A 26,010-nucleotide genomic window follows, 5' to 3' on the forward strand; every position below is an offset into this window, starting at 1 on the left:
AGTTAAGCCTGAGCAGTGTAGACGCTTATGTCCTACCCTGTGGATAACCCCAGCCCAGGCAAGGTAGAATCGAGGTTTGAATAAGAGCGACATGAAAGAATTCTGGCAGACCTGCGTCAGTCGTCTTGAGCAGGAACTCCCCCCCCAACAAATCAGCGCGTGGATACGACCGCTGGTCCCGCTTGCGTACGACGAAACGCAGGCGGTGCTGCGCGTTGCCGCGCCCAACCGCTTCAAGCTGGATTGGGTGCGTAAGAATTTTTCCCACCAAATTGAAGCGTTGGCCGCGGAGTGGTTCAAGCGACCAGTACAGGTGTTGTTCGAGTTGCCTTCTCATGGAGCCGCCCCGCGTATGCCGGTCGCGCCCGTGCGTGCGCCGCAGCCCGATCAGTCCCACCTGTCCGCTGCACAGCCCTCAGGCGGCGCGCCGCCCATGCAGGCCCCGGCTCCGGCCGCCCCACCCCCGCCCGCTACCACGGCGGCTGCCCAGGCGGTCAACGCCGACGCGGCCAACATCGTGTACGAGCGTTCGCGCCTGAATACGGATCTCACGTTTGAGAACTTCGTGACGGGTAAGGCGAACCAGCTCGCACGCGCCGCGGCGCTGCAAGTGGCCGAGAACCCGGGCACGTCCTACAACCCGCTGTTCCTGTATGGCGGCGTGGGCCTGGGCAAGACTCACTTGATCCACGCCATCGGCAACGCCATGGTGGCGGCGGGCACGGGCGTACGCGTGCGCTATGTGCACGCCGACCAATACGTGTCCGACGTGGTGAAGGCGTACCAGCGCAAGGCGTTCGATGACTTCAAGCGCTACTACCATTCGCTGGACTTGCTGCTGATCGATGACATTCAGTTCTTCTCCGGCAAGAACCGCACGCAGGAAGAATTCTTCTATGCGTTCGAAGCGATGGTGGCCCAGCGCAAGCAGATCATCATCACCAGCGATACCTATCCGAAGGAACTGTCGGGCATCGACAGCCGCCTGATCTCGCGCTTTGACTCCGGCCTGACGGTGGCGATCGAGCCGCCCGAACTGGAAATGCGCGTGGCGATTCTGCTGCGCAAGGCGGAATCCGAAGGCGTGCCCATGCCCGAGGAAGTGGCTTTCTTCATTGCCAAGCATCTGCGCAGCAACGTGCGCGAGCTGGAAGGCGCGTTGCGCAAGGTGCTTGCGTACGCCCGCTTCCACGGCCGCGATGTGCTGACGGTGGACGTCTGCAAAGAAGCCCTGAAGGACCTGCTGTCCGTGTCCAACGGCCAGATCACTGTGGAAAACATCCAGAAGACGGTTGCGGATTTCTACAAGATCAAGGTCGCCGACATGTACTCGAAACGCCGGCCCGCCAATATCGCATTGCCGCGCCAGGTCGCGATGTACCTGGCCAAGGAGCTGACGCAGAAAAGCCTGCCGGAAATCGGCGATTTGTTCGGGGGTCGTGATCACACCACCGTACTTCACGCCGTACGCAAGATTTCCGACGCCCGCGCAAAGCAAGCGGAGCTCAACCATACCCTGCACGTGTTGGAACAAACTCTAAAAGGATGAACATGCAACTCGTACAAACCACACGCGATGCATTGCTGAAACCGCTGTCGACTGTGGCGGGCATCGTCGAAAGACGCCATACCCTGCCCATTCTTGCGAACATCCTGATGCGCAAGGAAGGCAACAAGGTTGCCTTTATTGCGACCGACCTGGAAGTACAGATCACCACGCACGCCGACTTCGGCGTGGGCCAGGACAACGAGTCCACCACGGTTGCCGCGCGCAAGCTGCTCGACATCCTGAAAGCGCTGCCGGATACCGGCGACGTGCGTCTGGCGTTGGCCAGCAACAAGCTGTCGGTGCAGTCGGCCAAGAGCCGCTTTGCGTTGCAGACGCTGGCCGCCAGCGAGTTCCCCACCGTGGCGCAGCCCGAGCAGTGGGATGTGTCGCTGACGATGCCGCAACGCACGCTGCGCCACCTGTTCAACATGGTGCACTTCGCCATGGCGCAACAAGACATCCGTTACTACCTGAACGGCATGTTGCTGGTGTTTGAACCGGGCCGTGTGCGCGCCGTCGCCACCGATGGTCACCGCCTGGCGCATTGCTCGACGGAAGCGGACGGCATTGCTGAACGCCACGAAGTCATCGTGCCGCGCAAGACCGTGCTGGAAATGCAGCGCCTGCTGGAAGACTCCGATGAAGTGGTCTCCATTGATGTGGCGCCGGGCCAGATCCGTTTCCGTTTCGGCGACGTCGAGCTGGTGTCCAAGCTGGTCGAAGGCAAGTTCCCCGATTTCACGCGTGTGATTCCCACGAACTACACGCGCCACTTCATGGTGGGCCGCGAAGCGCTTCAAGGCAGCTTGCAGCGCGCCGCCATTTTGACGACCGACAAGTTCAAGGGTGTGCGCCTGCAACTGGCGCAGAACCAGATGAAGATTTCGTCTTCCAACGCCGAGCAAGAAGAGGCGCAGGAAGAAATCGACATCGACTACGGCCATGAAGCCCTGGATGTGGGCTTTAACGTGGGCTACCTGCTCGACGTGCTGGCCAACGTGAAAGTCGACAACATCCAGTGGTCGGTCATGCCCGACGCCAACGCGTCGGCGCTCATCACCCTGCCCGAAGACGACCAGTTCAAGTACGTCGTCATGCCCATGCGGATTTGATCCGCGCCCCACACGTTTGTGGGTTTGTGCCGCTTGCGGGCCTGACGGCTCGCGGGCGGTCCGGCCGCCAGGCCGTTCTTTAAAGCGTTATCGAACCAGACATGTCAGATCAGCAGAACACCACTCCCGAGAACAGCGGCTACGGCGCTGACTCGATCAAGATGCTCAAGGGGCTGGAGGCCGTGCGCAAGCGCCCCGGCATGTACATCGGCGACACGTCCGACGGCACAGGCTTGCACCACATGGTGTTTGAAGTCGTGGATAACGCCATCGACGAAGCCCTGGCCGGCCATTGCGACGACATCGTCGTCACCATCCATACCGATAACTCGATCTCGGTCACCGACAACGGCCGCGGTATCCCCACGGATATCCACAAGGACGACGAATTCCACCGCAGCGCGGCGGAAATCGTCATGACCGAACTGCACGCCGGCGGCAAGTTCGACCAGAACTCGTACAAGGTGTCTGGCGGCCTGCACGGTGTGGGCGTGTCTTGCGTGAACGCGCTATCCGAATGGCTGCGCCTGACGATCCGCCGCAACGGCCAGGTTCACCAGATGGAATTCCGCCAAGGCGCGCGCGTGGCGCCCCTGGCTGTGACGGGCACGACGGACATGCGGGGCACGGAAGTGCGCTTCCTGGCCGACCCGATCATCTTCAACAACATCGAATACCACTACGAGATTCTCTCCAAGCGCTTGCGCGAGCTCTCGTTCCTGAACAACGGCGTGAAGATCCGCCTGGTCGATCAGCGCCAGGGCAAGGAAGAGAACTTTGCGTTCTCCGGCGGCGTGAAGGGCTTTGTTGAATACATCAACCGCGCCAAGACCGTGCTGCACCCGAACGTGTTTTCGGTCAGCACCGAGTCGGCCGCAGGCGGCGTGTCGGTGGGTGTGGAAGTGGCGATGCAGTGGAACGACAGCTACAGCGAAAGCGTGCTGTGCTTCACCAACAACATCCCGCAGCGCGACGGCGGCTCGCACTTGACCGGCCTGCGCGCGGCGATGACCCGCATCATCAACAAGTACATCGCCGACAACGAACTGGCCAAGAAGGCCAAGGTTGAAACGTCTGGCGACGACATGCGCGAAGGCCTGGCCTGCGTGCTGTCGGTGAAGGTGCCCGAGCCCAAGTTCAGCAGCCAGACCAAAGACAAGCTCGTCTCCAGCGAAGTGCGTCCGGCCGTTGAAGAAGCCGTGGCCCGCACGCTGGAAACCTGGCTGCTTGAAAACCCGAACGACGCCAAGGCGTTGTGCAACAAGATCGTTGAAGCCGCCCGCGCCCGCGAAGCCGCGCGCAAGGCCCGCGAAATGACGCGGCGCAAGAGCGTGCTGGAAGGCGCTGGCCTGCCCGGCAAGCTGGCCGACTGCCAAGAGAAAGACCCCGCGCTGTGCGAGCTGTACATCGTCGAGGGTGACTCCGCAGGCGGCTCGGCCAAGCAAGGCCGCGACCGCAAGTTCCAGGCCATCCTGCCGCTGCGCGGCAAGGTGCTGAACGTGGAGAAGGCGCGCTTTGACCGCCTGATCGCCAGCGAACAGATCGCCACGCTGATCACGGCGCTGGGCACCAGCATCGGCCCCGATTTCAACGTGGACAAGCTGCGCTACCACCGCCTCATCATCATGACTGACGCGGACGTTGACGGCGCGCACATCCGCACCCTGCTGCTGACGCTGCTGTACCGCCAGATGCCCGAGCTGGTTCAGCGCGGCTATGTGTATATCGCCCAGCCGCCGCTGTACAAGGTGAAGGTTGGCCGCGAAGAACGCTATCTGAAGGACGACCAGGAAGAAGCGCAGTTCATGCTGCAACTGGCGCTGAAGGATGCCGAGATCATCTCGGGCGGCAACATCATCCGCGGCGAAGAACTCACCGACCTGGCCAGCCAATACGTGGCGGCTGACGGCGTCATTGCGCGTTTGGCCAAGGTGTTCGACGTGGGCGCGCTGTCGGCCATGGCCGAAGGCGTTGAGATCAACCTGGAAACCGCTGAATCCACCGCCGACTCCGCCAAGCGCCTGGCCGACGCCATGCGTGACCCGGTCAGCGGCAACGGCGTGGAAGTGGTGCCGCAGTTTGACGAAGCCACCGAACGCCATCGCCTGTCGGTGCAGCGCATGCACCACGGCAACGTGCGCGTCAGCATCATCGACGCCGACTTCGTCAACGGTTCCGACTACGCCATCCTGTCCAAGGCCGCCAAGAGCTTCCTGGGCAAGGTGGGTTCGCGTTCGCTCGCCGCGCGTGGCGAAGGCGACAAGCGCAAGGAACAGACGGTGTCCGACTTCCGCGAAGCCATGCAGTGGCTGCGCAGCGAAGCCGACCGCAGCATCTCGAAGCAGCGCTACAAGGGTCTGGGCGAAATGAACCCGGAACAGCTGTGGGAAACCACGATGGACCCGAAGGTGCGCCGCCTGCTGCGCGTGCAGATCGAAGACGCCATTGCGGCCGACGAAGTCTTCACGACGCTGATGGGCGACGACGTCGAACCGCGCCGCGCGTTCATCGAACGCAACGCGCTGTCGGCGGGCAATATCGACGCGTAAGCGTTGTTGCCGCAGTTGCATGACGAAGGCCAGCCTGAAGGGGCTGGCCTTTGTTTTTGGCGTGGTTCAAATTCGGATTCGCATCGGGACGCTTTTTTCGGTGCGCCGGGAGTGGTTGGGAAGCATCAGTGGGAAATCGCGCGTATTTGTATTTGCAGGCTGGTCACGATGCGCAGAATGCGGATGGCCGGGCGTAGGCCGCTTAGTCCCTGCGCCTACCGCGGGGCCCGCGCCCTCTGATCCGCTAACGCTTCACCCTACCGCGGCGCCCGCGCCTTCAGGTCCGCCATCTCTTCATTCATCAGCTGATGCGCGTAGCGAGAGAACACGCTGACCAGCCGCGTGCGTGTGTGATACGGGGGATACAGCAGCGCCACTGTCACCGGCACCGACGGGCTGAAGGGGCGGACCTCGACGCCGTTGGCCTCGTACTCTTCGCGCGCCGCCAGCGGGTTGATCAGCGCCACGCCCAGCCCCGCGCCCACCAGCGCGCACACGGATGAGCCCAGCCCGGCTTCGGCCACCGTCTGGCGTTCGACCTTTGCCGCCTTGAAGACGGCGTCGATCTTTTCGCGCAGCGGCGTGGCGCTGGGAAAGGCGATGAACGGTTCGCCGGCGAAGTCGGCGGGCTTCAGCTTTTTCAGTTTGGTCAGGCGGTGCCCTTTGGGCAGCACCGCCACGCAGCTCATCGTCAACACGGGTTCGACCTGAATGCCGGGGCTGTCGCCCGACAGCATGGCCAGCCCCGTGTCGCAGAACCCCGAGCTGATCCAGTTATGCACCGCGCTGGCGTTGCCCGAGTGGATGGAGACCATCACGTCCGGGTACTCGGTCTTGAAGGCCGCGACGATGCGCGCCAGGATGCCGCCCGCCAACCGGGGCATGGCGGCCACGCTCAGGCGGCTGGCGCTGAATGAGCGGATGCTGGCTGCGGCGGACTCCAGGCCGGCCAGGCCGATGAAGGTCTTTTCCACCTCTTGGAAGAAGCGCGAGCCGTCTTGCGTGGGGCTCAGGCGGCTGCCATTGCGGTCGAACAAGGGAAACTGGGTGATGGCTTCCAATTGCGCAATTAAGCGGCTAACGTGCGGCTGCGAGGTATGCACGCGCCGCGCGGCGGCCGTCATCGAGCCGGTCATCATGACGGCTCGGAAGGCCTCGATGTGTCTTAAGCCCATCCGTGGAATGGCCATATCAAATCCGTATAGAGGAATACCTGATTGGAACTGGATAAAACCATACTGCTAGTTGATACTTTTTGCCAGCCGCGGGGCTCATCGCGGGACGCGGCGGTTGCCAAAAAAACTGGCGCCGCTGATCGACATTACAAACACGCGCCGCACGCACGGCGCCAAGGGATTCAGATGAAAGCATTTGCCGCGATCCCGGTTGCTGCCGCCTTGCTGGGCAGCGCCGCCACCGCCCACGCCGAAGGCCCCAGCCGCCTGGACAAGATCCGCGAAACGGGCGTGATCACCATCGGTCACCCTGAAACCTCGGTTCCCTTCGCCTACCTTGATGGCAACCAGAAGCCGGTCGGGTACACGGTCGAGATCTGCCAGGAAGTTGCACAGTACGTGAAGGCCGCGCTGAAGCTGCCCAAGCTGGAAGTGCGCTACAACCCGACGACCTCCGCCACGCGCATCCCGCTGCTGGCCAACGGCACGATCGACCTGGAATGCGGCAACACCACCAACAACCTGGACCGCCACAAGCTGGTGTCGTTCGCGCCCACGACCTTCGTGGCGCAAGTGGTGCTGGTGGCGCGCAAGGACGGTGGCGTTGATCCCAACAACCTGGAATCGTTCCGCGGCAAGACCATCGCCGCCCAAGCCGGCGGCCAGACGTTCCGCCTGATTTCGGGCCTGAACGCCAAGGGCAACCTGGGCATCACGATGGCGCCGACGAAGGATACCGCCGAGACCATCCTGATGGTGGAATCGGGCCGCGCTGCCGGTTCGGCCAACGATGACGGCATCGCCTACGGCGCCGTGGCCTCGTCGAAGAACCCGGACGCATTCGTGATCGGCAAGAAGGGCCTGGAAATGGCGCCCTACGGCATCATGGAACCCAAGGACGACCCCGCCTTCAAGAAGGTGGTGGACGACGCCGTGGTGGACCTGATCAAGACCGGCAAGGTCGCGGCCATCTACGACAAGTACTTCAATTCGCCGATTCCCCCGAAGCAAATCAACCTGAAGTATCCGATGAGCGATGCGCTCAAGCGCGCGCTGGCGAACCCGACTGATTCGGGTGACCCCAAGGTATACGAGTAAGCAGGTAGTCCGCGGGACGCCTAGTGCGTCCCGCGGCGGTTTTGGGGCAAGGCGCCGTGGCCGGCGCCGCCATCTAAGGCACAGGCATGAATTACAACTGGAGTTGGGGCGTCTTCCTGGAAATGTCGCCAGACGGCGTGCACACCTTCCTGGAGACGCTCCTGATCGGCGTGGGCTGGACCTTGGCGCTGGCGCTGACGGCGTGGGTTTTCTCGTTGCTGCTGGGGTCGTGGCTGGGCGTGATGCGCACGGCGCAGTCCCGGCTGATGAACGTTATCGGCGCGACCTACGTCGAGATCTTCCGCAACATCCCGCTGCTGGTGCAGATGTTCCTGTGGTACTTCGTGCTGCCCGAGCTGCTGCCGCACGCCTGGGGCCTGGCGATGAAGCAGATGCCGCAGCCGTGGGGGCAATTCGTGCCTGCCGTGCTGTGCCTGGGGTTTTACGGGTCGGCCCGCGTGGCCGAACAATTGCGCGCCGGCATCCAGTCCTTGCCGCGCGGCCAGTTCCAGGCGGGCACCGCGTTGGGGCTGACCGAGGTGCAGGTGTACCGCTACATCATCCTGCCCGAAGCGTTTCGCATCGTGCTGCCGCCGTTGACTTCCGAGTTCATGGGCACCATCAAGTATTCCTCGGTGGCGCTGACGATCGGCCTGTTGGAACTGACCGGCCAGGCGCGCTCCATGCAGGAATTCAGTTTCCACATCTTCGAGGCGTTCTCCGCCGCGACGGTGATTTACCTGATCCTCAACGGCATCGTCGTGCTGGGCATGCGCCTGCTTGAACGCCATGTCGCCGTTCCCGGGCTGATCGGTTCAGCCAGCAAGAGCCGCTAGGGGAACGCCGTGGGTAAATTCGATTTCGATGTCATCTGGACCGCCCTGCCCTATCTGTTTCAGACGGGCATGACGTTCACGCTGACGCTGACGGTGCTGGCCGCCGTGATGGGTCTGGCGCTGGGCACGCTGCTTGCGATGATGCGCTTGTCGCGCTTCAAGATTCTGTCGGTGCCGGCGGGCATTTATGTGAACGTGATGCGGTCGATTCCGCTGTTGCTGGTGATCTTCTGGTTCTACTTCCTGGTGCCGTACATCGCGGCCTGGGTGGTGGGGTCGCCCACGCCCTTGCGGGTGGGGGCGTTCAATTCGGCGGTCATCACCTTCACGATGTTCGAGGCCGCGTACTTCTGCGAAATCATGCGCGCGGGCATCCAGTCGATAGCGCGCGGTCAGGTGTCGGCCAGCATGGCGATTGGCCTGAGCCCGTGGCAAGGCATGCGCTACGTGATTTTGCCGCAGGCGTTTCGCAACATGGTGCCCGCGCTGCTGACGCGCGTGATCATCCTGTTCCAGGACACCTCGTTGGTCTACGTGCTGTCACTGACGGACTTCCTGGGCGCGGCCTCCAAGATCGGCCAGCGCGATGGCCGGCTGGTGGAGCTCTACCTCTTTGTGGCGGTGGTGTATTTCGTGATCTGCTTCACGGCGTCCCGCCTGGTCAAACTGCTGGAAAAGCGCACCCGTGTGCTGCGATAGGGTTTAACGATGCAATTTTCTTCGACGCCTCCGATGATCGAGATCAAGCAGGTCAGCAAGTGGTACGGCGCCTTTCAGGTGCTGGATGAATGCACGACGACCGTCGGCAAGGGCGAGGTCGTGGTGGTGTGCGGGCCGTCCGGGTCCGGCAAGTCCACCCTGATCAAGACCGTGAACGCGCTGGAGCCTTTTCAGAAGGGCGACATCGTGGTCAACGGCATTTCGGTGGGCGACCCGCGCACCAATCTGCCCAAGCTGCGTGCGGTAGCCGGCATGGTGTTCCAGCACTTCGAGCTGTTCCCGCATCTGTCGGTGACCGAAAACCTGTGCCTGGGCCAGGTCAAGGTGCTGGGCCGCAGCAAGGACGAGGCGCGCACGCGTGCGCTGGCGCTGCTGGAACGCGTGGGCCTGTCCGCGCACAAGGACAAGCATCCCGGCGAGCTGTCGGGCGGCCAGCAGCAGCGCGTGGCGATTGCGCGTGCGTTATCGATGGACCCGGTGGTGATGCTGTTTGACGAACCCACGTCTGCGCTGGACCCCGAGATGGTCAACGAGGTGCTGGACGTGATGACCGACCTTGCTCGCGAGGGCATGACGATGATGGTGGTGACCCATGAAATGGGATTCGCCCGCCGCGTCGCCGACCGTGTGATCTTCATGGACGGCGGCAAGATTGTTGAAGACTGCGACAAAGACGCGTTCTTCGGCAATGTAGAGGAACGTGCTGCCCGCACGCGCCAATTTCTTTCCAAAATTTTGCAGCATTGAACGCCATGACCCAGCGGATTCCCGCCGACCACCCGACCAGCCCTGTCGACCTGCGCAGCGATACGGTCACCCATCCCACCGCCGCGATGTACGAACGCATGCGCACGGCGCCCATTGGCGACGACGGCCTGGATGGCGACCCTTCCGTACGCGCGCTGGAAGCCCATGTTGCGGCCCGTCTGGGCAAGGAAGCGGGGCTGTTCGTGCCCAGCTGCACCATGGCCAACCTGCTGGCCGTGCTGGCGCAAACGCAGCGCAATGAACAGGTGGTGCTGGAATCGTCCGCCCACATGTACACGTCGGAACGCGGCGCCGCCACCTTCACGGGCCTGTTCTACCAGGGCGTGTCCGGCACCGATGGCGCGATGGACCTGAACCGGCTGGACGAAGCGCTCTTGTCGGGCGGCCATCGGCTGAAGACGTCGCTGGTGGCGATGGAAACGTCGCACAACAACGCGGGCGGCGCGGTCTTGCCGCTGGACCACATGAAGGCCGTGTACGGCATGGCCAATGCCGCCGGCATTCCGGTGCACCTGGACGGCGCGCGCCTGTTCAACGCCGCGGTGGCGCTGGGCGTGCCAGCGGTAGAGATCACGCAGTACGCCGACACGGTGTCCTTGTGCCTGTCCAAGGGCCTGAGCGCGCCGGTGGGCGCGGTGCTGGCGGGCAGCAAGACCTTGATGGCCCGCGCGCGCACCTTGCGCCGCATGCTGGGCGGCACGCAGCGCCAGTCCGGCATCATGGCGGCGGCCGGCCTGGAAGGCGTGCAGACAATGACCGACCGGCTTGTCGAAGACCACGTCCGTGCGCGCCGCTTGAGCGACGGCATCAATGGCCTGGCGCCTGCGCTGTCGGCGACCGTGCCGCAGACCAACATCGTGCAGGTCGAGACGGCCGACACCGGCATGACGAACGCCCAGTGGGTGGCGGCGCTGCAAGCGGAAGGCCTGTTGACCCGTCCGTGGGGGCGCACGCGGCTGCGCTGCGTGACCCATCGGCACATCGACGATGAGGACATCGATATCGCCGTGCAGGCCTTCGCCACGGTGCTGAAAAAGCGTTGAGTGATCGCCGCTGGCAGGGGCCGGCGATGCGATAATGCCGGATGTCCACGACTACCGCTCTCACCCGTAAAGACTATTTCTGCGCCTTGGCGGTGGTGGTCATCTGGGGCCTGAATTTTGTTGTCATGAAGGTCGGCATGCGGGGCTTGTCCCCCATGATGCTGGGCGCACTCCGGTTCGCGCTGGCGGCCTTTCCCCTGATCCTGTTTGTGCGACGGCCACAGCTGCCGTGGCACTGGATCGCCGCTTACGGGCTGGTGCAGGGGCTGGGCCAATTCGGCCTGCTGTTCACCGCGTTGAAGTTCGGCATGCCTGCCGGCATGGCTTCATTGGTGATCCAGACGCAGGCGTTCTTCACCTTGTTATTGGCGGCGCCCGTGCTGGGCGAACGGGCGCGCCGCCATCATTGGATCGGGCTGGGCGTGGCCGCGTTGGGGCTGGCGGTGATTGCCGGCGGACGCGGCGAAGGCCCTGGCCAGATGACGATGCTGGGCTTTGCGCTGACACTGGGCGGCGCGTTCATGTGGGCGGTGTCCAACCTGATTGTCCGGCTGGCCAGCCGCAAGGCGCCCGGCTACGACCCCTTCGCCTTCATCGCCTGGAGCAGCGCCGCGCCTGTACTGCCTTTCCTGCTGCTGGCCGTGCTGATCGACGGCTGGGAGCCGGTCGTGGGCATGGTGACGGGCATGGGCTGGGGCGAAGCGCTGTCGGTGCTGTACCTGGCGGTGCTGGCGACGCTCCTGGCCTACACTTTGTGGACCCAGTTACTGACCCGCCACCCCGCGGCGAAGATCGCGCCGTTCTCGTTGCTGGTGCCGGTGGTGGGCCTGTGGGCGGCGTCGGCGGCGTTTGGCGAAAGTTTGCAGCCCTTGCAATGGCTGGGCGCCGCCTGCGTGCTGGCCGGCCTGGTCATCAATCAGGTGGGCGGACGCTGGCTGCGCAGCCGCTAACCGTTGCCGTAGCGGCCGCCCCGCTCCCGCACCCCTCGCTCGGCTGACGGGATTACACCGTCCTGCCGAGGGCGGCCCATCCGCCTACACCTGTTCGAAGCGGATGTAACGCTTGTCGGTGTACTCCCGGCGCGTCGTGATTTCCGTGACCGATGCGCCCGGCGGGCCGCGCCGCAACCACTCCAGCATGTGATCCACCTGGTCGGGCGTGCCTTGCACCAGGGCTTCGACCGTGCCGTCCAGCAGGTTCTGCACCCAACCCGTCACCCCCAGCATGTGGGCGCGCCTGACGGTGGCGTGGCGATATCCCACGCCTTGCACGGTGCCGCTGATGCTGACGAGGACAGTTTCGAAATGGGTGTCGGATTGCGGAGCTTGCTGAGGGTCTTGCATGAAATTTCCTTCGGATGAAGCGCCGCCCGGCGCAATGTGCGTAGGCGGTAATGGCTACGGCGGATGGTCTATAGGCCCCGATGGCACCGAAGCGATACGTTAGAGCTCATGTCAAAACGTGCCAACGGGAACACCCGCTACTAGAGCTTGGAGAAGCCATTATGGAAGAGACCAGTTTGTTGTCGGAAGCTGAGACAGCGCGCTACAGGGAGCAGGGGTACCTGGCCCTGAAGGACATGTGCCCGCAGGATGAAGTGGGATACATCCGGCGGACGTTGCTGGACCTGTTTGCGAACAAGACCGGCTACAACGAGGGCGCACAGTACGACTTTGTCAGCCGGGACGATCCGTCCAAGCCGGCCAAGTTTCCCAGCCTGCACGATCCGCGTCATTATGCCCCCGGTCTGTTGAAGACGGCCTATCACGAGCGCACGCTGGACCTGGCTCGCCAACTGTTGGGCGAAGAGGCCGCGCTGTATGGCGAACACGCCCTGCTCAAGCCAGGCCCCTTCGGCCCCGAGACGCCGTGGCACCAGGACGAGGCGTTCCGCTCGCCGGACTTTGTCTACAACGAGCTGAGCATCTGGCTGGCGCTGCAACCGGCAACCGTCGAAAACGGCTGCATGCAGTTCATTCCGGGGTCCAACAAGTGGGACGTGCTGGAGCACCGTTCGCCCGGCGGCGACAAGACCCTGCATCCGCTGGAATGCTGCGGCGATTTTGCGCGCGACCAGGCGGTGGCCGAACCGCTGGACCCGGGCGGCATCACCGTGCACGACGCCCGCACGCTGCACTTCACGGGGCCGAACACGTCGCCGTCGCCGCGGCTGGCGTACATCCTGATCTACAACACGCCGCCCGTCTACAAGCCGGGACGCCGCGAGTTCCCGTGGTTGGAAGGCCGCTGGACGGATAGCCAGACCCGTAAAAAGCAGTGGCACAAGCGCGGCGGGCTGGCGGTGGATGTGATGCGCCGCTTGCCGGGCGCGCGGCTGACCAGCCCGCGCTGGGTGGCGTGGGCGACGATCCGCGCGGTCAGCAAGGTCTGGCCGCGATAGCTTGGGTGGACCGGGGCCGCAGAGCCCCGGTCAGAGGGGGGGCGAACGGGGCCGGCAAGCAGCGCTTGCCGGCCTCGGCGCGTATACTGGGCGGCGCCGCAGGGTCTGTCACCCAGGCGTTGCGGCACAGCCGCCCGCAGCCGGCGGCTCCAGATTCTAAAAATACGAAACGCAGCTGGCGCACCTCTATCACTCCTCAGACCTCCCATGACCGCTAACCTTTCTACGATCACCTGCATCGAAGATTTGCGCGCCGTTGCGCAAAAGCGCGTGCCGCGCATGTTCTACGACTACGCCGATTCCGGCGCCTGGACGGAAGGCACGTACCGCGCCAATGAAAGCGATTTCCAGAAGATCAAGCTGCGTCAGCGCGTGGCGGTGAACATGGAAGGCCGGTCGTTGCGCACCACCATGGTGGGGCATGACGTGGTGATGCCGCTGGCGATTTCGCCGACCGGGCTTACCGGCATGCAGCATGCGGATGGCGAGATCCTGGCGGCCAAGGCCGCGGCGGATTTCGGCGTGCCGTTCACGCTGTCGACGATGAGCATCTGCTCGCTGGAAGACGTGGCCGAAGCCACGAAGAAGCCGTTCTGGTTCCAGCTCTACGTGATGCGCGACCGCGAATTCGTCGCCAACCTGATCGACCGCGCCAAGGCTGCTGGCTGCACCGCGCTGGTGTTGACGCTGGACTTGCAGATCCTGGGCCAACGCCACAAAGACATCAAGAACGGCCTGTCGACGCCGCCCAAACCCACCATCCGCAACCTGATCAACCTGGCGACCAAGCCGCGCTGGTGCATGGGCATGCTGGGCACCAAGCGCCGCACCTTCGGCAACATCGTCGGCCACGCCAAGGGCGTGAGCGACCTGTCGTCGCTGTCGGCCTGGACGGCCGAACAATTCGACCCGCGCTTGAGCTGGGACGACGTGGAATGGATCAAGCAGCGCTGGGGCGGCAAGCTCATCATCAAGGGCATCCTGGATGTGGAAGACGCGCAGCTGGCCGCCAATAGCGGCGCGGATGCGCTGATCGTCAGCAACCACGGCGGGCGCCAGCTGGACGGCGCCATGTCGTCAATTGCCGCGCTGCCGTCGATTGCCGATGCGGTGGGCTCGAAGATCGAAGTCTGGATGGACGGCGGCATCCGTTCCGGCCAGGACATCCTGAAGGCCGTGGCGCTGGGCGCACGCGGCACGATGATCGGCCGCGCTTTCCTGTACGGCCTGGGCGCCTACGGCCAGGCGGGCGTGACCCGTGCGCTGGAGCTGCTCTACAAGGAAATGGACACGACGATGGCCCTGTGCGGCCGCCGCTCGATCGAGCCGGGCGACCGCAGCATCCTGCTGCCGGGCACGTATCCGAACTGATGCGTGCGCCCTCGTCGCGGGGGCAACAACAACGGGGGCGTAGCAAAGACCGCGCGGTCTGTTCAGCCGCCGTTGCCCGCCCCTAAATACTGGCTCGGCCGCCGCAACGCCGGGTCAAACGGGTTGATCTGCGCGCCGACCGCATCGGCCTCGCGGCGCAGCATTTCCACGATGAGCGGCAGGCGTTCGTCGTTGATGCGTTCGATGGGGGCGGCGACGCTTAGCGCCGCCACCGTCACGCCGTTCGCGTCATACACCGGCACCGCTAGCCCCGCGATATTCGGGAACACGCCCTGCCCCTGGCTGCGCGCGTAGTGCAGTTCCTGGCATTCCTTGATGCGCACGCGCATCGAGATTTCGTCGACAAAACCCAGATGATGCAGCCGCGGAATGTTGAAGCGAATCACCTCTTCGCGTTCGGCTTCCGGCAGGCTGGCCAACAGCACCAGGCCGCCCTGGCCCATGCCCAACGGCACCCGTCCGCCAATGTCGCCCGTATGCGAACGCACGGGAAATGCGCCGTCCACGCGGTCCACGCACACCGCATCGAAACCGCTGCGCACCAGCAGAAAAATCGTGTCGTTCAACATGCCTGACAAACGCAGCATGGCCGGCCGGTACAACGAACGCAGGCTCGACTGATGCGTGCCTGCCGCCGCCGCCAGCGAGAAGAACGCCACGCTTAATTGGTAGCCCTTGCTTTGCGCGGGCTGCTCGACCACGCCTTCCTGCATCAGCCCTTGCAGCACCCGGTGCACCGTGGCTTGCGCCTGGCCGGTGCGCGCGGCGATATCGGTCAGGCGCAGCTTTTCTCCCTTTGCGTCCGCCAGCACGCGCAGCACGGCAAAGGCCCGCTGCAACACGCCCTGGCCGCCGGAATCTTCTGCCGTTTCTGATTTCTTCATTCTTTGGTTCCGATAATCAAAATTGTTGGATGTATTTTTATCAGGAAATTCAGCTAGATGGAATTAATACTTAAAAAATTCGATTCTTCGGAAAACCCTAATTGACCCCGGCTTTTGGCAAATCCTAGACTGCCCCATCAATAAGCCGCTCCGCGCGGCGCAACGCCCGCACCGGGCGACGGGGTTTGGAAAATGTCATTTCTGCGGCTGGACAACGTCTCCAAGAACTACGGCGACCTGCGCGTCGTTTCCGATCTGAGCCTGACTGTGGAGCAAGGCGAGTTCGTCTCGCTGCTGGGGCCATCCGGTTGCGGCAAGACCACCACCTTGCAGATGATTGCCGGCTTTGCCGACGTTACCCGCGGCACCATCACGCTGGATGGGCGCGACATCACCCACGCCAAACCCAACACGCGCGGGCTGGGCATCGTGTTCCAGAGCTATGCGCTGTTTCCGCACCTGACGGTTGCCGACAACGTGGCCTTCGGGCTGAAGATGCGCAAGGTGGACCGAGCGGAACGCCAGGAGCGCGTGCGGGAAGCGCTGGCGCTGGTGAAGCTGGACAAGCACGCCGACCGCTTTCCACGTGAACTCTCTGGCGGGCAGCGCCAACGCGTGGCGCTGTCGCGCGCGCTGGTCATCCGCCCGCCCGTGCTGCTGCTGGACGAGCCGCTGTCCAACCTGGACGCCAAGCTGCGCGAAGACATGCAGTTCGAGCTGCGCAGCATCCAGAAGAAGATCGGCACCACCACCGTCATGGTCACGCATGACCAGGCCGAAGCGCTGTCCATCAGCGACCGCGTCGTGGTCATGCAGGATGGCCGCGCGACCCAGGTCGATGCGCCGTTTCGCATGTACGAACATCCGCAAACCGAATTCATCTCGCGCTTTGTGGGCAAGACCAATCTGCTGCCGGGCCGCGTGACGCGTTGCGGCGCGCAGGCCGAAATCGAAACCGGCGCGCTGCGCGTCGTGGTGGACGGCGAAGGCTTGCGCCATGGCGACACCGTGCAGTTGTCGCTGCGCCCGGAAAAGCTCGTGCCCGTGCCGGCCGGCCAGGGCAAGCTGGCCTGTGTGGTCAACACGCGCTATTTCCTGGGCAGCCAGTGGATGTACGACCTGGATTCGCCCGTGGGGGCGCTGACGATCCTGACGCCCAACGACGGCCGCCGTCCGCACGACGACGGCGAAACCATCGGCCTGGACTGGGCCGAAGGCGTGTTGCGCGTGCTGCGCGCGCCCCTCGCGCAAGAGGCCGCGTGACATGGCGACCCTGACTCAAGCCGCCGCCGGCCCCAAGCCGCGCAACGACGGCACGCTCGCCATCCTGGGTTCGCTGCCGCTGGCCATTGTGTTTTTGACGCTGGTGCTGACGCCGCTGGCGCTGACCTTCGTGCTGTCGTTCCGCCCCTTCGACTACGGTGCGGGCATCTTGCCGGGCCACACGTTCGAACACTATCTGGCGGTGGTCACCGACAGCTATTTCCTGGAAATCTTCTGGCGCACGTTCTGGATCGCGGGCGTCACCACGCTGATCTGCGTGCTGATCGGCGCGCCTGAAGCCTACATCCTGTCGCGCATGGGCAAGCCCTGGCGCTCCATCTTCCTGCTGGTCGTGCTGTCGCCGTTGCTGATCTCGTTGGTGGTGCGCGCCTTTGGCTGGAGCATGCTGCTGGGCCCGGGCGGCGCCATTGGCAAGGCGGCTGCGGCGTTGGGAATGGGGCCGCTGCTGTACACGCCCACCGCCGTCATCATCGGCCTAGTGCATGTGATGCTGCCTTTCATGGTGATCCCGGTCTGGACCTCGCTGCAAAAGCTCGACCCCACCGTTGAACATGCCGCGCTGTCGCTGAACGCCTCGCGCTTTCAGACGCTGACGCGCATCGTGCTGCCGCAGGCAATGCCGGGCATCTTGTCGGGCAGCCTGATCGTGTTCGGCCTGTCGGCCAGCTCGTTCGCCATTCCCGCGCTGCTGGGCGGACGCCGTCTGAAGATGGTGGCCACCGTCGTGTACGACGAGTTCCTGACCGAACTGAATTGGCCGCTGGGCGCGGCCATCGCGATCGTGCTGCTGGTGGTCAACGTGATCATCATGATGGCGTACAACCGCGTCGTTGAACGCTCTTACCGCCGCAGCCTCGGCTAGCCCGCAAAGGAATCCAACATGCAGAAGAACGGTCCTTTCGCGCTGGCGTTCAACTTCCTGGTGGTGGCGTTCGTGCTGGCGCCGCTGGTCATCGTGTGCCTCGTCGCGTTCACGCCAGACACCACATTGACGGTGCCCACCTCAAGCTTTTCGCTGCGCTGGTTCCGCGCCGTGTTCGACCATCCCAACTTCATGCAGGCCTTTCAGAACAGCCTGTGGCTGGCCTTTCTGTCGGCCACCATCGCAGTGTGCCTGGCGGTGCCGGCGGCCATCGCCATCACGCGTTACCGCTTTCCGGGCCGCGACGTGTTGAACGGTTTGTTCCTGTCGCCGCTGATGATCCCGCATCTGGTGCTGGGCGTGGCGCTGCTGCGCTTCTTTGCCCTGATGGGCATGGCGGGAAGTTTCCCGTGGCTGGTGGCCGCGCACGTGGTCGTCATCACGCCGTATGTGATGCGGCTGGTGATAGGCGCGTTGGTCGGCTTTGACCGCTCCATCGAACACGCCGCGCTGTCGCTGGGCGCCAGCCGCGCCACCGTGTTCTTTCAAGTGACGCTGCCGCTGATCATTCCCGGCGTGTCGGGCGGCTGGCTGCTGGCCTTCATCAACAGCTTTGACGAGCTGACGATGTCGGTGTTCATCACCGCGCCGTCCACCATCACGCTGCCCGTGCGCATGTACATGTACGCCACCGAATCCATCGACCCGATGATGGCCGCCGTGTCTGCGCTGGTCATCGGCCTGACCGCCGTCACCATGCTGCTGCTGGACCGCGTCTACGGACTGGACCGCGTTCTGGTGGGCCAGAAATGATCACACCGCCATTTGCAACAAGAGAGGCGCCGGCATTATGGCAATTCTGAAACGCCTGGCCGAAACGGGCCGGCCTGCGGTGACGTTCACGCTTGACGGGCAAGCCTGCCACGCCTTGGCCGGCGACACCGTGCTGACCGCCGTGCTGACCCAAGCCGACCGCGTGCGTCACTCTGAATTTGGCGGCGGCCCACGCGCGGGCTTCTGCATGATGGGCGCCTGCCAGGACTGCTGGATGCAGCTGGAAGACGGCTCGCGCGTGCGCGCCTGTTCCACCTTCATCGAGCCGGGCATGCGCCTGCAAAGCACGCCGCTTGCGCCTGCCGCCGTGCCGGGTTCGCTATCGGCCGCAGCATGGCCAGAGGACGACGCAGCATGAGCATGATGATGCCTGTGATTGTGGGCGCCGGCCCCGCTGGCGTGCGCGCAGCCCAAGCGCTGGTGGCGCAAGGCCTGCGCCCCGTCATCCTGGACGAAGCGCCGCGCGCCGGTGGCCAGATCTACCGCCAGCCGCCCCCCGGATTCCAACGCGCAAAATCCGAGCTCTATGGGTTCGAACACCGCAAGGCCGATGCCGTGCATCGCGCCATGGCCGACATACTGCCGCAGGTGGATTACCGCCCCGGCAGCCTGGTGTGGAACGTGGAAGGCAAGACGCTGGACGTTTTGCAGGATGGCGTCAGCACGGCCGTGCCGTACACGCATTTGATCCTGGCCACGGGCGCGACGGACCGCGTGCTGCCCTTTCCCGGCTGGCTGACGCCCGGCGTCTACACCTTGGGCGGGTCGCAGGTGGCGCTGAAGTTCCAGGGCTGCGCCATCGGTTCGCGCGTGGCCTTCATGGGCACCGGGCCGTTGCTGTATCTGGTGGCGTATCAGTACGCCAAGGCCGGCGCACAGGTGGCGGCGGTGCTGGATACCTCGCGCTTCGCGGATCGGCTGGCAGCCTTGCCGGGCCTCATGCGCGCACCTGGCCTCTTGGCCAAGGGCCTGTACTACATGGCATGGCTACGCGCGCACGGCGTGCCGCTGCGGTCCGGTGTGCGGCCGGTGGCCGTGCAGGGTGACGCACGCGTGACGGGGCTGAGCTATCGCCAGGGCTCGCGCACGCACACCATTGATTGCGACGCCGTGGCCTATGGCTTGGCCTTGCGATCCGAAACACAGCTGGCCAGCCTGGTGGGCTGCGCGTTCGAATTCAACGCCCGCGACCGCAACTGGACGCCCCGGCGCGATGCCGCCGGACGCAGCAGCGTGCCGGGCGTTTACGTGGCGGGCGACGGCGCGGCCATCGGCGGCGCGGATGCCGCCGAACTTGCCGGCGAACGCGCCGCGCTGGCCTTGCTGGAAGACACGGGGCATGCGCAGGATGCAAAGCGCGCTCGTGTGCTGGAAGCAAAGCTCGCCGCCAATAGCCGCGTGCGCACCGCACTGGAACGCGCATTTCCCTTCCCCGAAGATTGGGCAGCCAGCATTGCGGACGACACCGTGCTGTGCCGCTGCGAAGAAGTCACCGCCGGCACGCTGCGGCAAGCCGTACGCGACACGGATGCGCAGGAACTGAATCGCGTCAAAGCCCTGACGCGCGTAGGCATGGGCCGCTGCCAGGGCCGCATGTGCGGCGCGGCCGCGGCGGAAGTCTTGGCGCACGCCTGCGGCCGGTCACCCGCCGAGGTTGGCCGCTTGCGCAACCAGCCGCCCGTCAAACCCGTGCCGGTGCGCGTGGTGTGCCTGGAACGGCAAGAGCAGGTGTCGGCATGACGCAGCGCATTGATACGGAAGTGGCCATCATCGGCGGCGGCATTGTCGGCGGCAGCGCCGCCTTGTTCCTGCGCCGGCTAGGCGTGCCCGTGGTGCTGCTGGAAGCGGCGCTGTGCGGCGCGCGCGCAAGCGGCGTGAACTATGGCGGTGTGCGCCGCCAAGGCCGTGGGCTGGAACAGATGCCGCTGACTCGCCGCGCGCATGAACTCTGGGGCCAACTGCCATCGCTGATCGGCATTGATGGCGAATACGTGCGTTCCGGCCATCTGAAACTGGCCGCCTCGGAAGCCGACATGGTGCTGCTGGAAGCGTATCGCGAACGCACGCGCGGCTTTGGCATGCACCTGGAAATGCTGGACCGCCGCACGCTTGCGCAACGTTTCGGCTGGCTGGGCCAGGACGTTGCAGGCGGTTCATTCTGCCCCGAAGACGGCCACGCCAACCCGCGATTGGTGTCCCCGGCGTTCGGCCGGGCCGCACGCGCCTTGGGCGCGGATGTGCGCGAAGGTGCGCGCGTCACCTCCGCCGAACACGACGGCTCGCGCTTCATCGTGCGCACGGGCGATATCGAAGTGCGCGCGCGCTACCTGCTCAATTGCGCGGGCGCCTGGGCCGGCCGCTTTGCCGAAGCCTTCGGCGAACCGGTGCCCGAGACCTCCATCCACCCGCTGATGATGGTGACCGAACCGCTGCCCGTATTCACGAGCGTCAGCTTAGGCATACAAGGCGGCGGCATCTATGCCCGCCAGGTTGCGCGCGGCAACTGCGTGATCGGCGGCGGACGCGGCGTGTCGTCAGACCCCGACTTCGCACGGCCCGGACGCGCCGGCCTGGGCACGCTGATGGCGAACGCCACGAAGCTGCTGCCCGTGTTGCGCGGCGCCCAGGTCATCCGCTTCTGGACCGGCGTGGAAGGCAATATGCCCGACCACAACCCGGTGCTGGGTCCCAGCGCCACCGTGCCAGGCCTGTTCCACGCCTTCGGCCTGTCGGGCGCGGGCTTTCAGATCGGCCCCGCCGTGGGCGAAGTGCTGTCCGAATTGGTCGTGCGCGGCCAGTCCTCCATTCCTATCGATGCCTTCCGCATTGAACGATACGCGGTGGCCGCTCACGGCGCCGCGGCTCGGCCTGAGAGTGTTCGTGAGCAAACGCTGGAGTCACCATGATGGATAAGAAACAGGGCGCATCGCGCCTGAGCAAGGGGAAGTGGCTGCTGGGCGCGGCGATGATGACGTTGCTGTCCGCAGGCGCCGTGGCGCAGCAGAAGACGTTGTACGTCGGCATGAACGGCGGCGACATGGAACGCGCCTTCACGCAGTACGTGTTCCCGGACTTCGAAAAGGCCAACAACGTAAAGATCGTTGTGGTGCCCGGCACGTCCACCGACGTGCTGGCCAAGGCGCAAGCCTACAAAGACAAACCGCAGATGCACGTCATGTTCCTGGACGACGGCATCATGGCGCGCGCGATTTCGATGGGCCTGTGCGAACAGTTGAACGACGACCCCGTGCTGAAAGAGCTCTACCCCACCGCCGTGATGAAAGACCGCATGGCGGCCGGCATCGACATCGGCATGACGGGCCTGGGCTACAACACCAAGATGTTCGCCGACAAGGGCTGGGCGCCGCCCACGTCATGGATGGACTTGGCCGACCCGAAATACAAGGGCAAGGTGGTGTTCCAGTCGGCATCGGGCAGCACCTTCGGCCTGCACGGCTTCCTGATGTTCAACCGCATCCAGGGCGGCGACGACAAGAACTACGAACCGGGCTTCAAGAAGTGGCCCGACACCATCGGCCCCAACGTACTGGAATACATCCCCAACTCGGCCAAGCTGGCCGAGATGATCCAGTCCAACGAAGCCGCCATCTTCCCGCTGACCCCCACCGCCATCGCCCGCTTGAAGAAGCGCGACATCCCCGTGGAATACGCGCAGCCCAAAGAGGGCTCGGTGATTCTGATGGTGGGTGAATGCGTCATCGCCAAGAACAGCGAACCCGAGCTCTCGCAGAAGCTGGCGCTGTACCTGTTGTCGGCCAGCGCGCAAGCCAAGGCGCTGGAAATGGGCGGCCACTTCCCGTCGAACAAAAACGTGAAGGCCCCCGCCGACAACGCCGAAGCCCTCAAGCGCTTCCAGGGCTACATGGAAAACGCCAAGATCCTGGACTGGGACCAGATCAACACCGCACGCCCCGCCTTCAACGCCCGCTGGAACCGCACGGTGGAACGTTAAATAGCGGATCAAGATCTGGCACGGCGACACCGAAAACGTTGCTAAGATCTTGCGGCGCGCCGCCTGTGGATAAACCGCAGGCGCGCACCGCGCAACACGCTCCGGGCGCGCCGACGCCCACACCCAGGGAAAAAGGGAACCACCACCATGCGGCTCATCATCAACTCCGGCGGCCCCCAAGCCATAGACGAATGGCGCGCACAATTCCGCACCTTCGCCCCGGCGCTGGACGTGGTGGGCTGGCACGAAAACGTCGACCCGGCCAGCGTCGACTACGCGCTGGTCTGGGCCCCCGACGCCGGCCGGCTGGCCACCTTCCCCAACCTGAAACTCATCATCAGCGCAGGCGCCGGCGTCGACCACATCCTGGCCGACCCGCAACTGCCGCGCCACCTGTCCATCGCCCGCATGGTCACCCGCCGCACCCAGACCGAAATGGCCGAGTTCGTGCTGACCTCTGCGCTGATGCTCACCCGCGACATCAAGCGCGTCGTCGACAACCAGTCGCGCCGCCACTGGGAACTGTTCGACTCCCTGCGCGTCGCCGCCGACGTGCGCGTCGGCATCATGGGCCTGGGCCACCTGGGCGTGTCCAGCGCGCAATTGCTGTCACGCGTTGGCTTCCCCGTCAGCGGCTGGTCACGCGGCGCCAGCAAACTCGACGGCCTGCCCTCCTACGCCGGCCAAGACCAGTTCGGCGAGTTCCTCTCCAACACCGACCTGCTCGTCTGCCTGCTTCCCGCCACCGACGCGACCAAAGGCATCCTGAACGCCGCCACGCTATCGCAACTACCCCGCGGCGCCAGCCTGATCAACGCCGGCCGCGGCTCGCACATGGTGACGCAAGACGTCATCAACGCGTTGGACAGCGGCCACCTGCACCAGGCGGTTCTTGACGTGTTTGAGCAAGAGCCGTTGCCCGAAGATTCCCCGTTGTGGACGCACCCCGGCATCATCATCACGCCGCATTGCGCGGCGATCCCCGATCGCAAAGAGCGCGCGCGTCATACGGCGTGGTTGATTGAAGCGAATGAGCGCGGCGAAGCCCTGCCAAATATCTTCGACCCGGTACGCGGATACTGAGTCACGCCGATAATGGGCCGCGCACCCCCCATTTCGAACGCAACGCGACACCCCAAAAAATCGTCCGGCGATCACCACGCGTAAGCCCCAAAAGTCGCCCAACCATCCCAACGCGTAAGCCCCAAAAGGCCGCCCGCGCGGCCGGCCTGGGGCGGGCCCTGCAAGATCTTCCATCACACCCCGCCGTTGGCCAGAACCCCAAGCAAACGACTCGCCCCAGCTGACGTGAAATTTCCATTGACGGAGCGTGGGGTGACTGGGGCTGGTGGGGTGCGGGGAGTCGATAAGCCCGAGGGAATCTGAAGGAGGCGCCGCAGGCGCTGACGAAGATGACGACGGGGCAGTCCGGAGCGAAGGCTCCGGACCGCAATCGTTGACCCGCGCCCCACCGGCCCCAGTCACCCCACGCGTCAAAAGAACACAAAAACAACAGCAACAACAACAGCAACAACAACAGCATCAACAACAGCAACAGCAACAGCAACAGCAACAAAAAAAAAACCGCAAAATCTGCAAACCGCCCAACGCTACATTGCTCCTCCAAGGAGCCAGCATGAAGCCCGAAACCCGAACCCATTACGCCCAGCGTCTAACCCCCGTCCTGCACTGGCTAGCCGCCCACCCTGACGCCGACCCCGACCTGCACCAGCTTGCCGATTTGGCCTGCCTGTCGCCGTATCACTTTCACCGGGTCTACCGCGCCATGATGGGCGAAACCGTCAACGCCACCGTCCAGCGTCTTCGCATGCATCGCGCAGCAATTGCCCTGGCTGGCACGCAGGACCCGCTACGCAACGTTGCGCAACGCGCCGGCTACGACTCCGACGCCGCGTTCAACCGTGCATTCGGGAACGTATTTGGCATCTCTCCGGGCCGGTATCGGGCCGCCCGCTCCCAACCCTTCACCCCCAAGGAGCAAGCCATGTACCCCATCGACATCGAAACCTTCCCCGGCGCCACCCTCGCCGTCCTGCCCCATCGCGGCAGCTACCAGGACATCGGCGCCACCTTCACCCGCGCCTTCATGCTGGCCGCCAGCCGCGGCATCGCCGCGCCCGAATCCATCGGCTTCGGCGTCTACTTCGATGACCCCGAACAAGTCCCGGAAAGCCAGCTGCGATCCCTGGCCGGCATGTCCGTGGCCCCCGACGCCGACCTGGGCAGCGAACTCGAACGCTTTGAAATTCCCGCCGGCCGCTGCGCCATCCTGACCTACACCGGCCCCTACAACGAAATGAGCAAACCCTACAACTGGATGTTCTCGGAATGGCTGCCCGCAAGCGGCATGACGCCCGCCGACTTCCCCATGTTCGAGCAATACCTGAACGACCCCCGCACCACCCCGCCCGCGCAACTACAAACCCGCATCTGCCTGCCGCTGAAATAGCGCCCCGCAAAAAGACTACCCCAGCACGCCCGCCAGATACTGCCTGAGCCAGGCGTGCGCGGGGTCGTCCTGATAGCGCTCGTGCCAATACAGCGACACCGCAATCGGCGGCAACGTCAGCGGCACCTTCTGCGTCACAATCCGCGCCGCACCCGTCATCGCCTTCGCAATGCTGACCGGCATCGTCGCAATCAAATCTGAGCCTTCAACAATGAACGGGCACACCAGATAACTCGACAGCGTCGCAACAATCTTGCGGCTGCGGTTCTGCCCCATCAGGATGCGGTCAATCGCCGTACTGAAGTACCGCGTATGCGCCGCCAGATCCAAATGGCCGTAGCTCAGGTACGCATCCAGATTCCAGCGCTTGCGCAAACAGGGATGGCCCTCGCGCACGATGCACACCGCAGGTTCCTGATACAGAAACCGCGTGCGCAGATCCGGCGCCGGGTCCGGAAAATAGCCCGCAATCAACTCCACATGATTCGTGTCCAGCATGCTCAAGCCATGCTGCGGCCGCGCCGGCACGATCTGTAGCTGAAAGTGCGGCGCATCCACCGCCAGCCGGGGAATCAGCTTGGGCAGCAGCGTGTACTGCACATAGTCCGTTGCATACAACGACAGCGTGCGCGAAGAATGCGCCGGGTCGAAGGCCTCGCGCGTGCGCGTTGCGCGATGCCACCCTTCCAACAGCGGCTTGAAATTCTGATGCAGCTCCAGCGCCCGCACCGTCGGTTGCCATGCCCCGCTTTCACGCACCAACAAGGGGTCGCCAAACAATTGCCGCAGCCGGTTCATCGCCGCGCTCATCGCGGGCTGGCTGATGTTCAGCTGCTCGGCCGCGCGCGACACATTGCGGCACGCCATCAAGGCATCGAAATGCAGAAGCAGATTCAGGTCCGGATTCTTCACGGCCGCGCACCTATAAATGGCAGTTATACAAATATAAACCTGTAGGACTGCTGTCATTCCATGCGCAGGCCTAGGATGGACCCGTTGTTGCAGCGAACCAAGGCCAGACACGCATGATCCGGCCACAAGGAAGTTCTATCAACAAGGG

At 64.3% G+C, this 26,010-nt stretch carries 24 protein-coding genes; 20 read left to right on the forward strand and 4 right to left on the reverse strand.

The genetic code is table 11. The features are described from left to right. Positions 1-91 precede the first annotated feature (91 nt). From dnaA to gyrB, 3 genes are all read left to right on the forward strand, one after another. A complete protein-coding gene (dnaA, locus tag ACFZAI_RS16455) occupies positions 92-1,549 on the forward strand; it encodes a chromosomal replication initiator protein DnaA (protein WP_054420899.1) in 1,458 nt (485 codons plus the stop codon). 2 nt (positions 1,550-1,551) lie between these two features. After that, complete coding sequence (gene dnaN, locus ACFZAI_RS16460; RefSeq protein WP_006227714.1) at positions 1,552-2,661, forward strand: DNA polymerase III subunit beta; 1,110 nt, start codon at positions 1,552-1,554, stop codon at positions 2,659-2,661. A 101-nt stretch (positions 2,662-2,762) separates the two neighbouring features. Further along, entirely contained in the window at positions 2,763-5,210 is a 2,448-nt protein-coding gene (gene gyrB, locus ACFZAI_RS16465) for a DNA topoisomerase (ATP-hydrolyzing) subunit B (RefSeq protein WP_391567912.1), read from the forward strand. Between the two features lie 257 nt (positions 5,211-5,467). Here gyrB and ACFZAI_RS16470 read toward each other — a convergent pair whose 3' ends face one another. Beyond that, positions 5,468-6,400, reverse strand: coding sequence for a LysR substrate-binding domain-containing protein (locus ACFZAI_RS16470; RefSeq protein WP_175170450.1), 933 nt, complete (start codon positions 6,398-6,400; stop codon positions 5,468-5,470). A gap of 171 nt (positions 6,401-6,571) precedes the next feature. Here ACFZAI_RS16470 and ACFZAI_RS16475 point away from each other — a divergent pair, with 171 nt between their 5' ends. The 6 genes from ACFZAI_RS16475 (at position 6,572) to ACFZAI_RS16500 (ending at position 11,800) form a co-directional block, all read left to right on the forward strand. Further along, complete coding sequence (locus ACFZAI_RS16475; RefSeq protein ID WP_391567913.1) at positions 6,572-7,483, forward strand: amino acid ABC transporter substrate-binding protein; 912 nt, start codon at positions 6,572-6,574, stop codon at positions 7,481-7,483. A gap of 86 nt (positions 7,484-7,569) precedes the next feature. Continuing rightward, a complete protein-coding gene (locus ACFZAI_RS16480; RefSeq protein ID WP_391567914.1) occupies positions 7,570-8,319 on the forward strand; it encodes an amino acid ABC transporter permease in 750 nt (249 codons plus the stop codon). A 9-nt stretch (positions 8,320-8,328) separates the two neighbouring features. Further along, positions 8,329-9,018, forward strand: a complete 690-nt coding sequence (locus ACFZAI_RS16485; RefSeq protein WP_054420907.1) for an amino acid ABC transporter permease — start codon at positions 8,329-8,331, stop codon at positions 9,016-9,018. Between the two features lie 33 nt (positions 9,019-9,051). Further along, positions 9,052-9,786: an amino acid ABC transporter ATP-binding protein gene (locus ACFZAI_RS16490; RefSeq protein WP_391568527.1), complete on the forward strand. Its 735-nt coding sequence runs from the start codon at positions 9,052-9,054 to the stop codon at positions 9,784-9,786. A gap of 5 nt (positions 9,787-9,791) precedes the next feature. After that, the gene (locus tag ACFZAI_RS16495; protein ID WP_391567915.1) at positions 9,792-10,850 is read left to right on the forward strand and encodes a threonine aldolase family protein; all 1,059 of its coding nucleotides are present in this window, start codon (positions 9,792-9,794) and stop codon (positions 10,848-10,850) included. Positions 10,851-10,891: 41 nt separating this feature from the next. Beyond that, entirely contained in the window at positions 10,892-11,800 is a 909-nt protein-coding gene (locus ACFZAI_RS16500; RefSeq protein WP_391567916.1) for an EamA family transporter, read from the forward strand. Positions 11,801-11,884: 84 nt separating this feature from the next. Here ACFZAI_RS16500 and ACFZAI_RS16505 read toward each other — a convergent pair whose 3' ends face one another. Then, on the reverse strand, positions 11,885-12,193 hold the full coding sequence (locus tag ACFZAI_RS16505; protein ID WP_054420910.1) for an acylphosphatase: 309 nt from the start codon (positions 12,191-12,193) through the stop codon (positions 11,885-11,887). A gap of 161 nt (positions 12,194-12,354) precedes the next feature. On the opposite strand from ACFZAI_RS16505, the gene ACFZAI_RS16510 reads away from it, so the two are divergent. Both ACFZAI_RS16510 and ACFZAI_RS16515 read left to right on the forward strand, forming a co-directional pair. Then, a complete protein-coding gene (locus ACFZAI_RS16510; RefSeq protein ID WP_391567917.1) occupies positions 12,355-13,251 on the forward strand; it encodes a phytanoyl-CoA dioxygenase family protein in 897 nt (298 codons plus the stop codon). Between the two features lie 207 nt (positions 13,252-13,458). Further along, complete coding sequence (locus ACFZAI_RS16515; protein WP_054420912.1) at positions 13,459-14,622, forward strand: alpha-hydroxy acid oxidase; 1,164 nt, start codon at positions 13,459-13,461, stop codon at positions 14,620-14,622. Between the two features lie 62 nt (positions 14,623-14,684). Here the strand turns inward: ACFZAI_RS16515 and ACFZAI_RS16520 are convergent, their stop codons facing one another. Further along, positions 14,685-15,527: an IclR family transcriptional regulator gene (locus ACFZAI_RS16520; RefSeq protein WP_391567919.1), complete on the reverse strand. Its 843-nt coding sequence runs from the start codon at positions 15,525-15,527 to the stop codon at positions 14,685-14,687. Positions 15,528-15,719: 192 nt separating this feature from the next. Here ACFZAI_RS16520 and ACFZAI_RS16525 point away from each other — a divergent pair, with 192 nt between their 5' ends. The 9 genes from ACFZAI_RS16525 to ACFZAI_RS16565 all read left to right on the forward strand — a co-directional run bounded on the left by ACFZAI_RS16525 (position 15,720) and on the right by ACFZAI_RS16565 (position 24,950). Continuing rightward, positions 15,720-16,790, forward strand: coding sequence for an ABC transporter ATP-binding protein (locus tag ACFZAI_RS16525; RefSeq protein ID WP_391567920.1), 1,071 nt, complete (start codon positions 15,720-15,722; stop codon positions 16,788-16,790). A gap of 1 nt (position 16,791) precedes the next feature. Next, positions 16,792-17,673 carry an ABC transporter permease gene (locus ACFZAI_RS16530; RefSeq protein ID WP_391567921.1) on the forward strand — a complete coding sequence of 294 codons (882 nt, stop codon included), beginning with the start codon at positions 16,792-16,794 and terminating at the stop codon, positions 17,671-17,673. A gap of 18 nt (positions 17,674-17,691) precedes the next feature. Continuing rightward, positions 17,692-18,486, forward strand: a complete 795-nt coding sequence (locus ACFZAI_RS16535; RefSeq protein WP_391567923.1) for an ABC transporter permease — start codon at positions 17,692-17,694, stop codon at positions 18,484-18,486. A gap of 37 nt (positions 18,487-18,523) precedes the next feature. After that, on the forward strand, positions 18,524-18,865 hold the full coding sequence (locus tag ACFZAI_RS16540) for a (2Fe-2S)-binding protein (RefSeq protein ID WP_391567925.1): 342 nt from the start codon (positions 18,524-18,526) through the stop codon (positions 18,863-18,865). Further along, entirely contained in the window at positions 18,862-20,247 is a 1,386-nt protein-coding gene (locus ACFZAI_RS16545; RefSeq protein ID WP_391567926.1) for an FAD-dependent oxidoreductase, read from the forward strand. Before ACFZAI_RS16540 ends, ACFZAI_RS16545 begins: the two co-directional genes overlap by 4 nt. Then, the gene (locus ACFZAI_RS16550; protein WP_391567927.1) at positions 20,244-21,413 is read left to right on the forward strand and encodes an NAD(P)/FAD-dependent oxidoreductase; all 1,170 of its coding nucleotides are present in this window, start codon (positions 20,244-20,246) and stop codon (positions 21,411-21,413) included. The genes ACFZAI_RS16545 and ACFZAI_RS16550 overlap by 4 nt, the downstream gene beginning before the upstream one ends. After that, on the forward strand, positions 21,410-22,480 hold the full coding sequence (locus ACFZAI_RS16555; protein WP_391567928.1) for an ABC transporter substrate-binding protein: 1,071 nt from the start codon (positions 21,410-21,412) through the stop codon (positions 22,478-22,480). The genes ACFZAI_RS16550 and ACFZAI_RS16555 overlap by 4 nt, the downstream gene beginning before the upstream one ends. Before the next feature lie 147 nt (positions 22,481-22,627). Continuing rightward, on the forward strand, positions 22,628-23,563 hold the full coding sequence (locus tag ACFZAI_RS16560) for a 2-hydroxyacid dehydrogenase (RefSeq protein WP_391567929.1): 936 nt from the start codon (positions 22,628-22,630) through the stop codon (positions 23,561-23,563). Between the two features lie 553 nt (positions 23,564-24,116). After that, on the forward strand, positions 24,117-24,950 hold the full coding sequence (locus tag ACFZAI_RS16565) for a GyrI-like domain-containing protein (protein WP_391567930.1): 834 nt from the start codon (positions 24,117-24,119) through the stop codon (positions 24,948-24,950). Positions 24,951-24,965: 15 nt separating this feature from the next. On the opposite strand, the gene ACFZAI_RS16570 is transcribed toward ACFZAI_RS16565, so the two are convergent. Beyond that, positions 24,966-25,862: a LysR family transcriptional regulator gene (locus ACFZAI_RS16570; RefSeq protein WP_245636238.1), complete on the reverse strand. Its 897-nt coding sequence runs from the start codon at positions 25,860-25,862 to the stop codon at positions 24,966-24,968. Between the last annotated feature and the right edge of the window lie 148 nt (positions 25,863-26,010).

It is taken from the genome of Achromobacter sp. NPDC008082, from assembly GCF_042957345.1.
GTDB classification, from domain to species: Bacteria; Pseudomonadota; Gammaproteobacteria; order Burkholderiales; family Burkholderiaceae_B; genus Achromobacter; species Achromobacter kerstersii_A.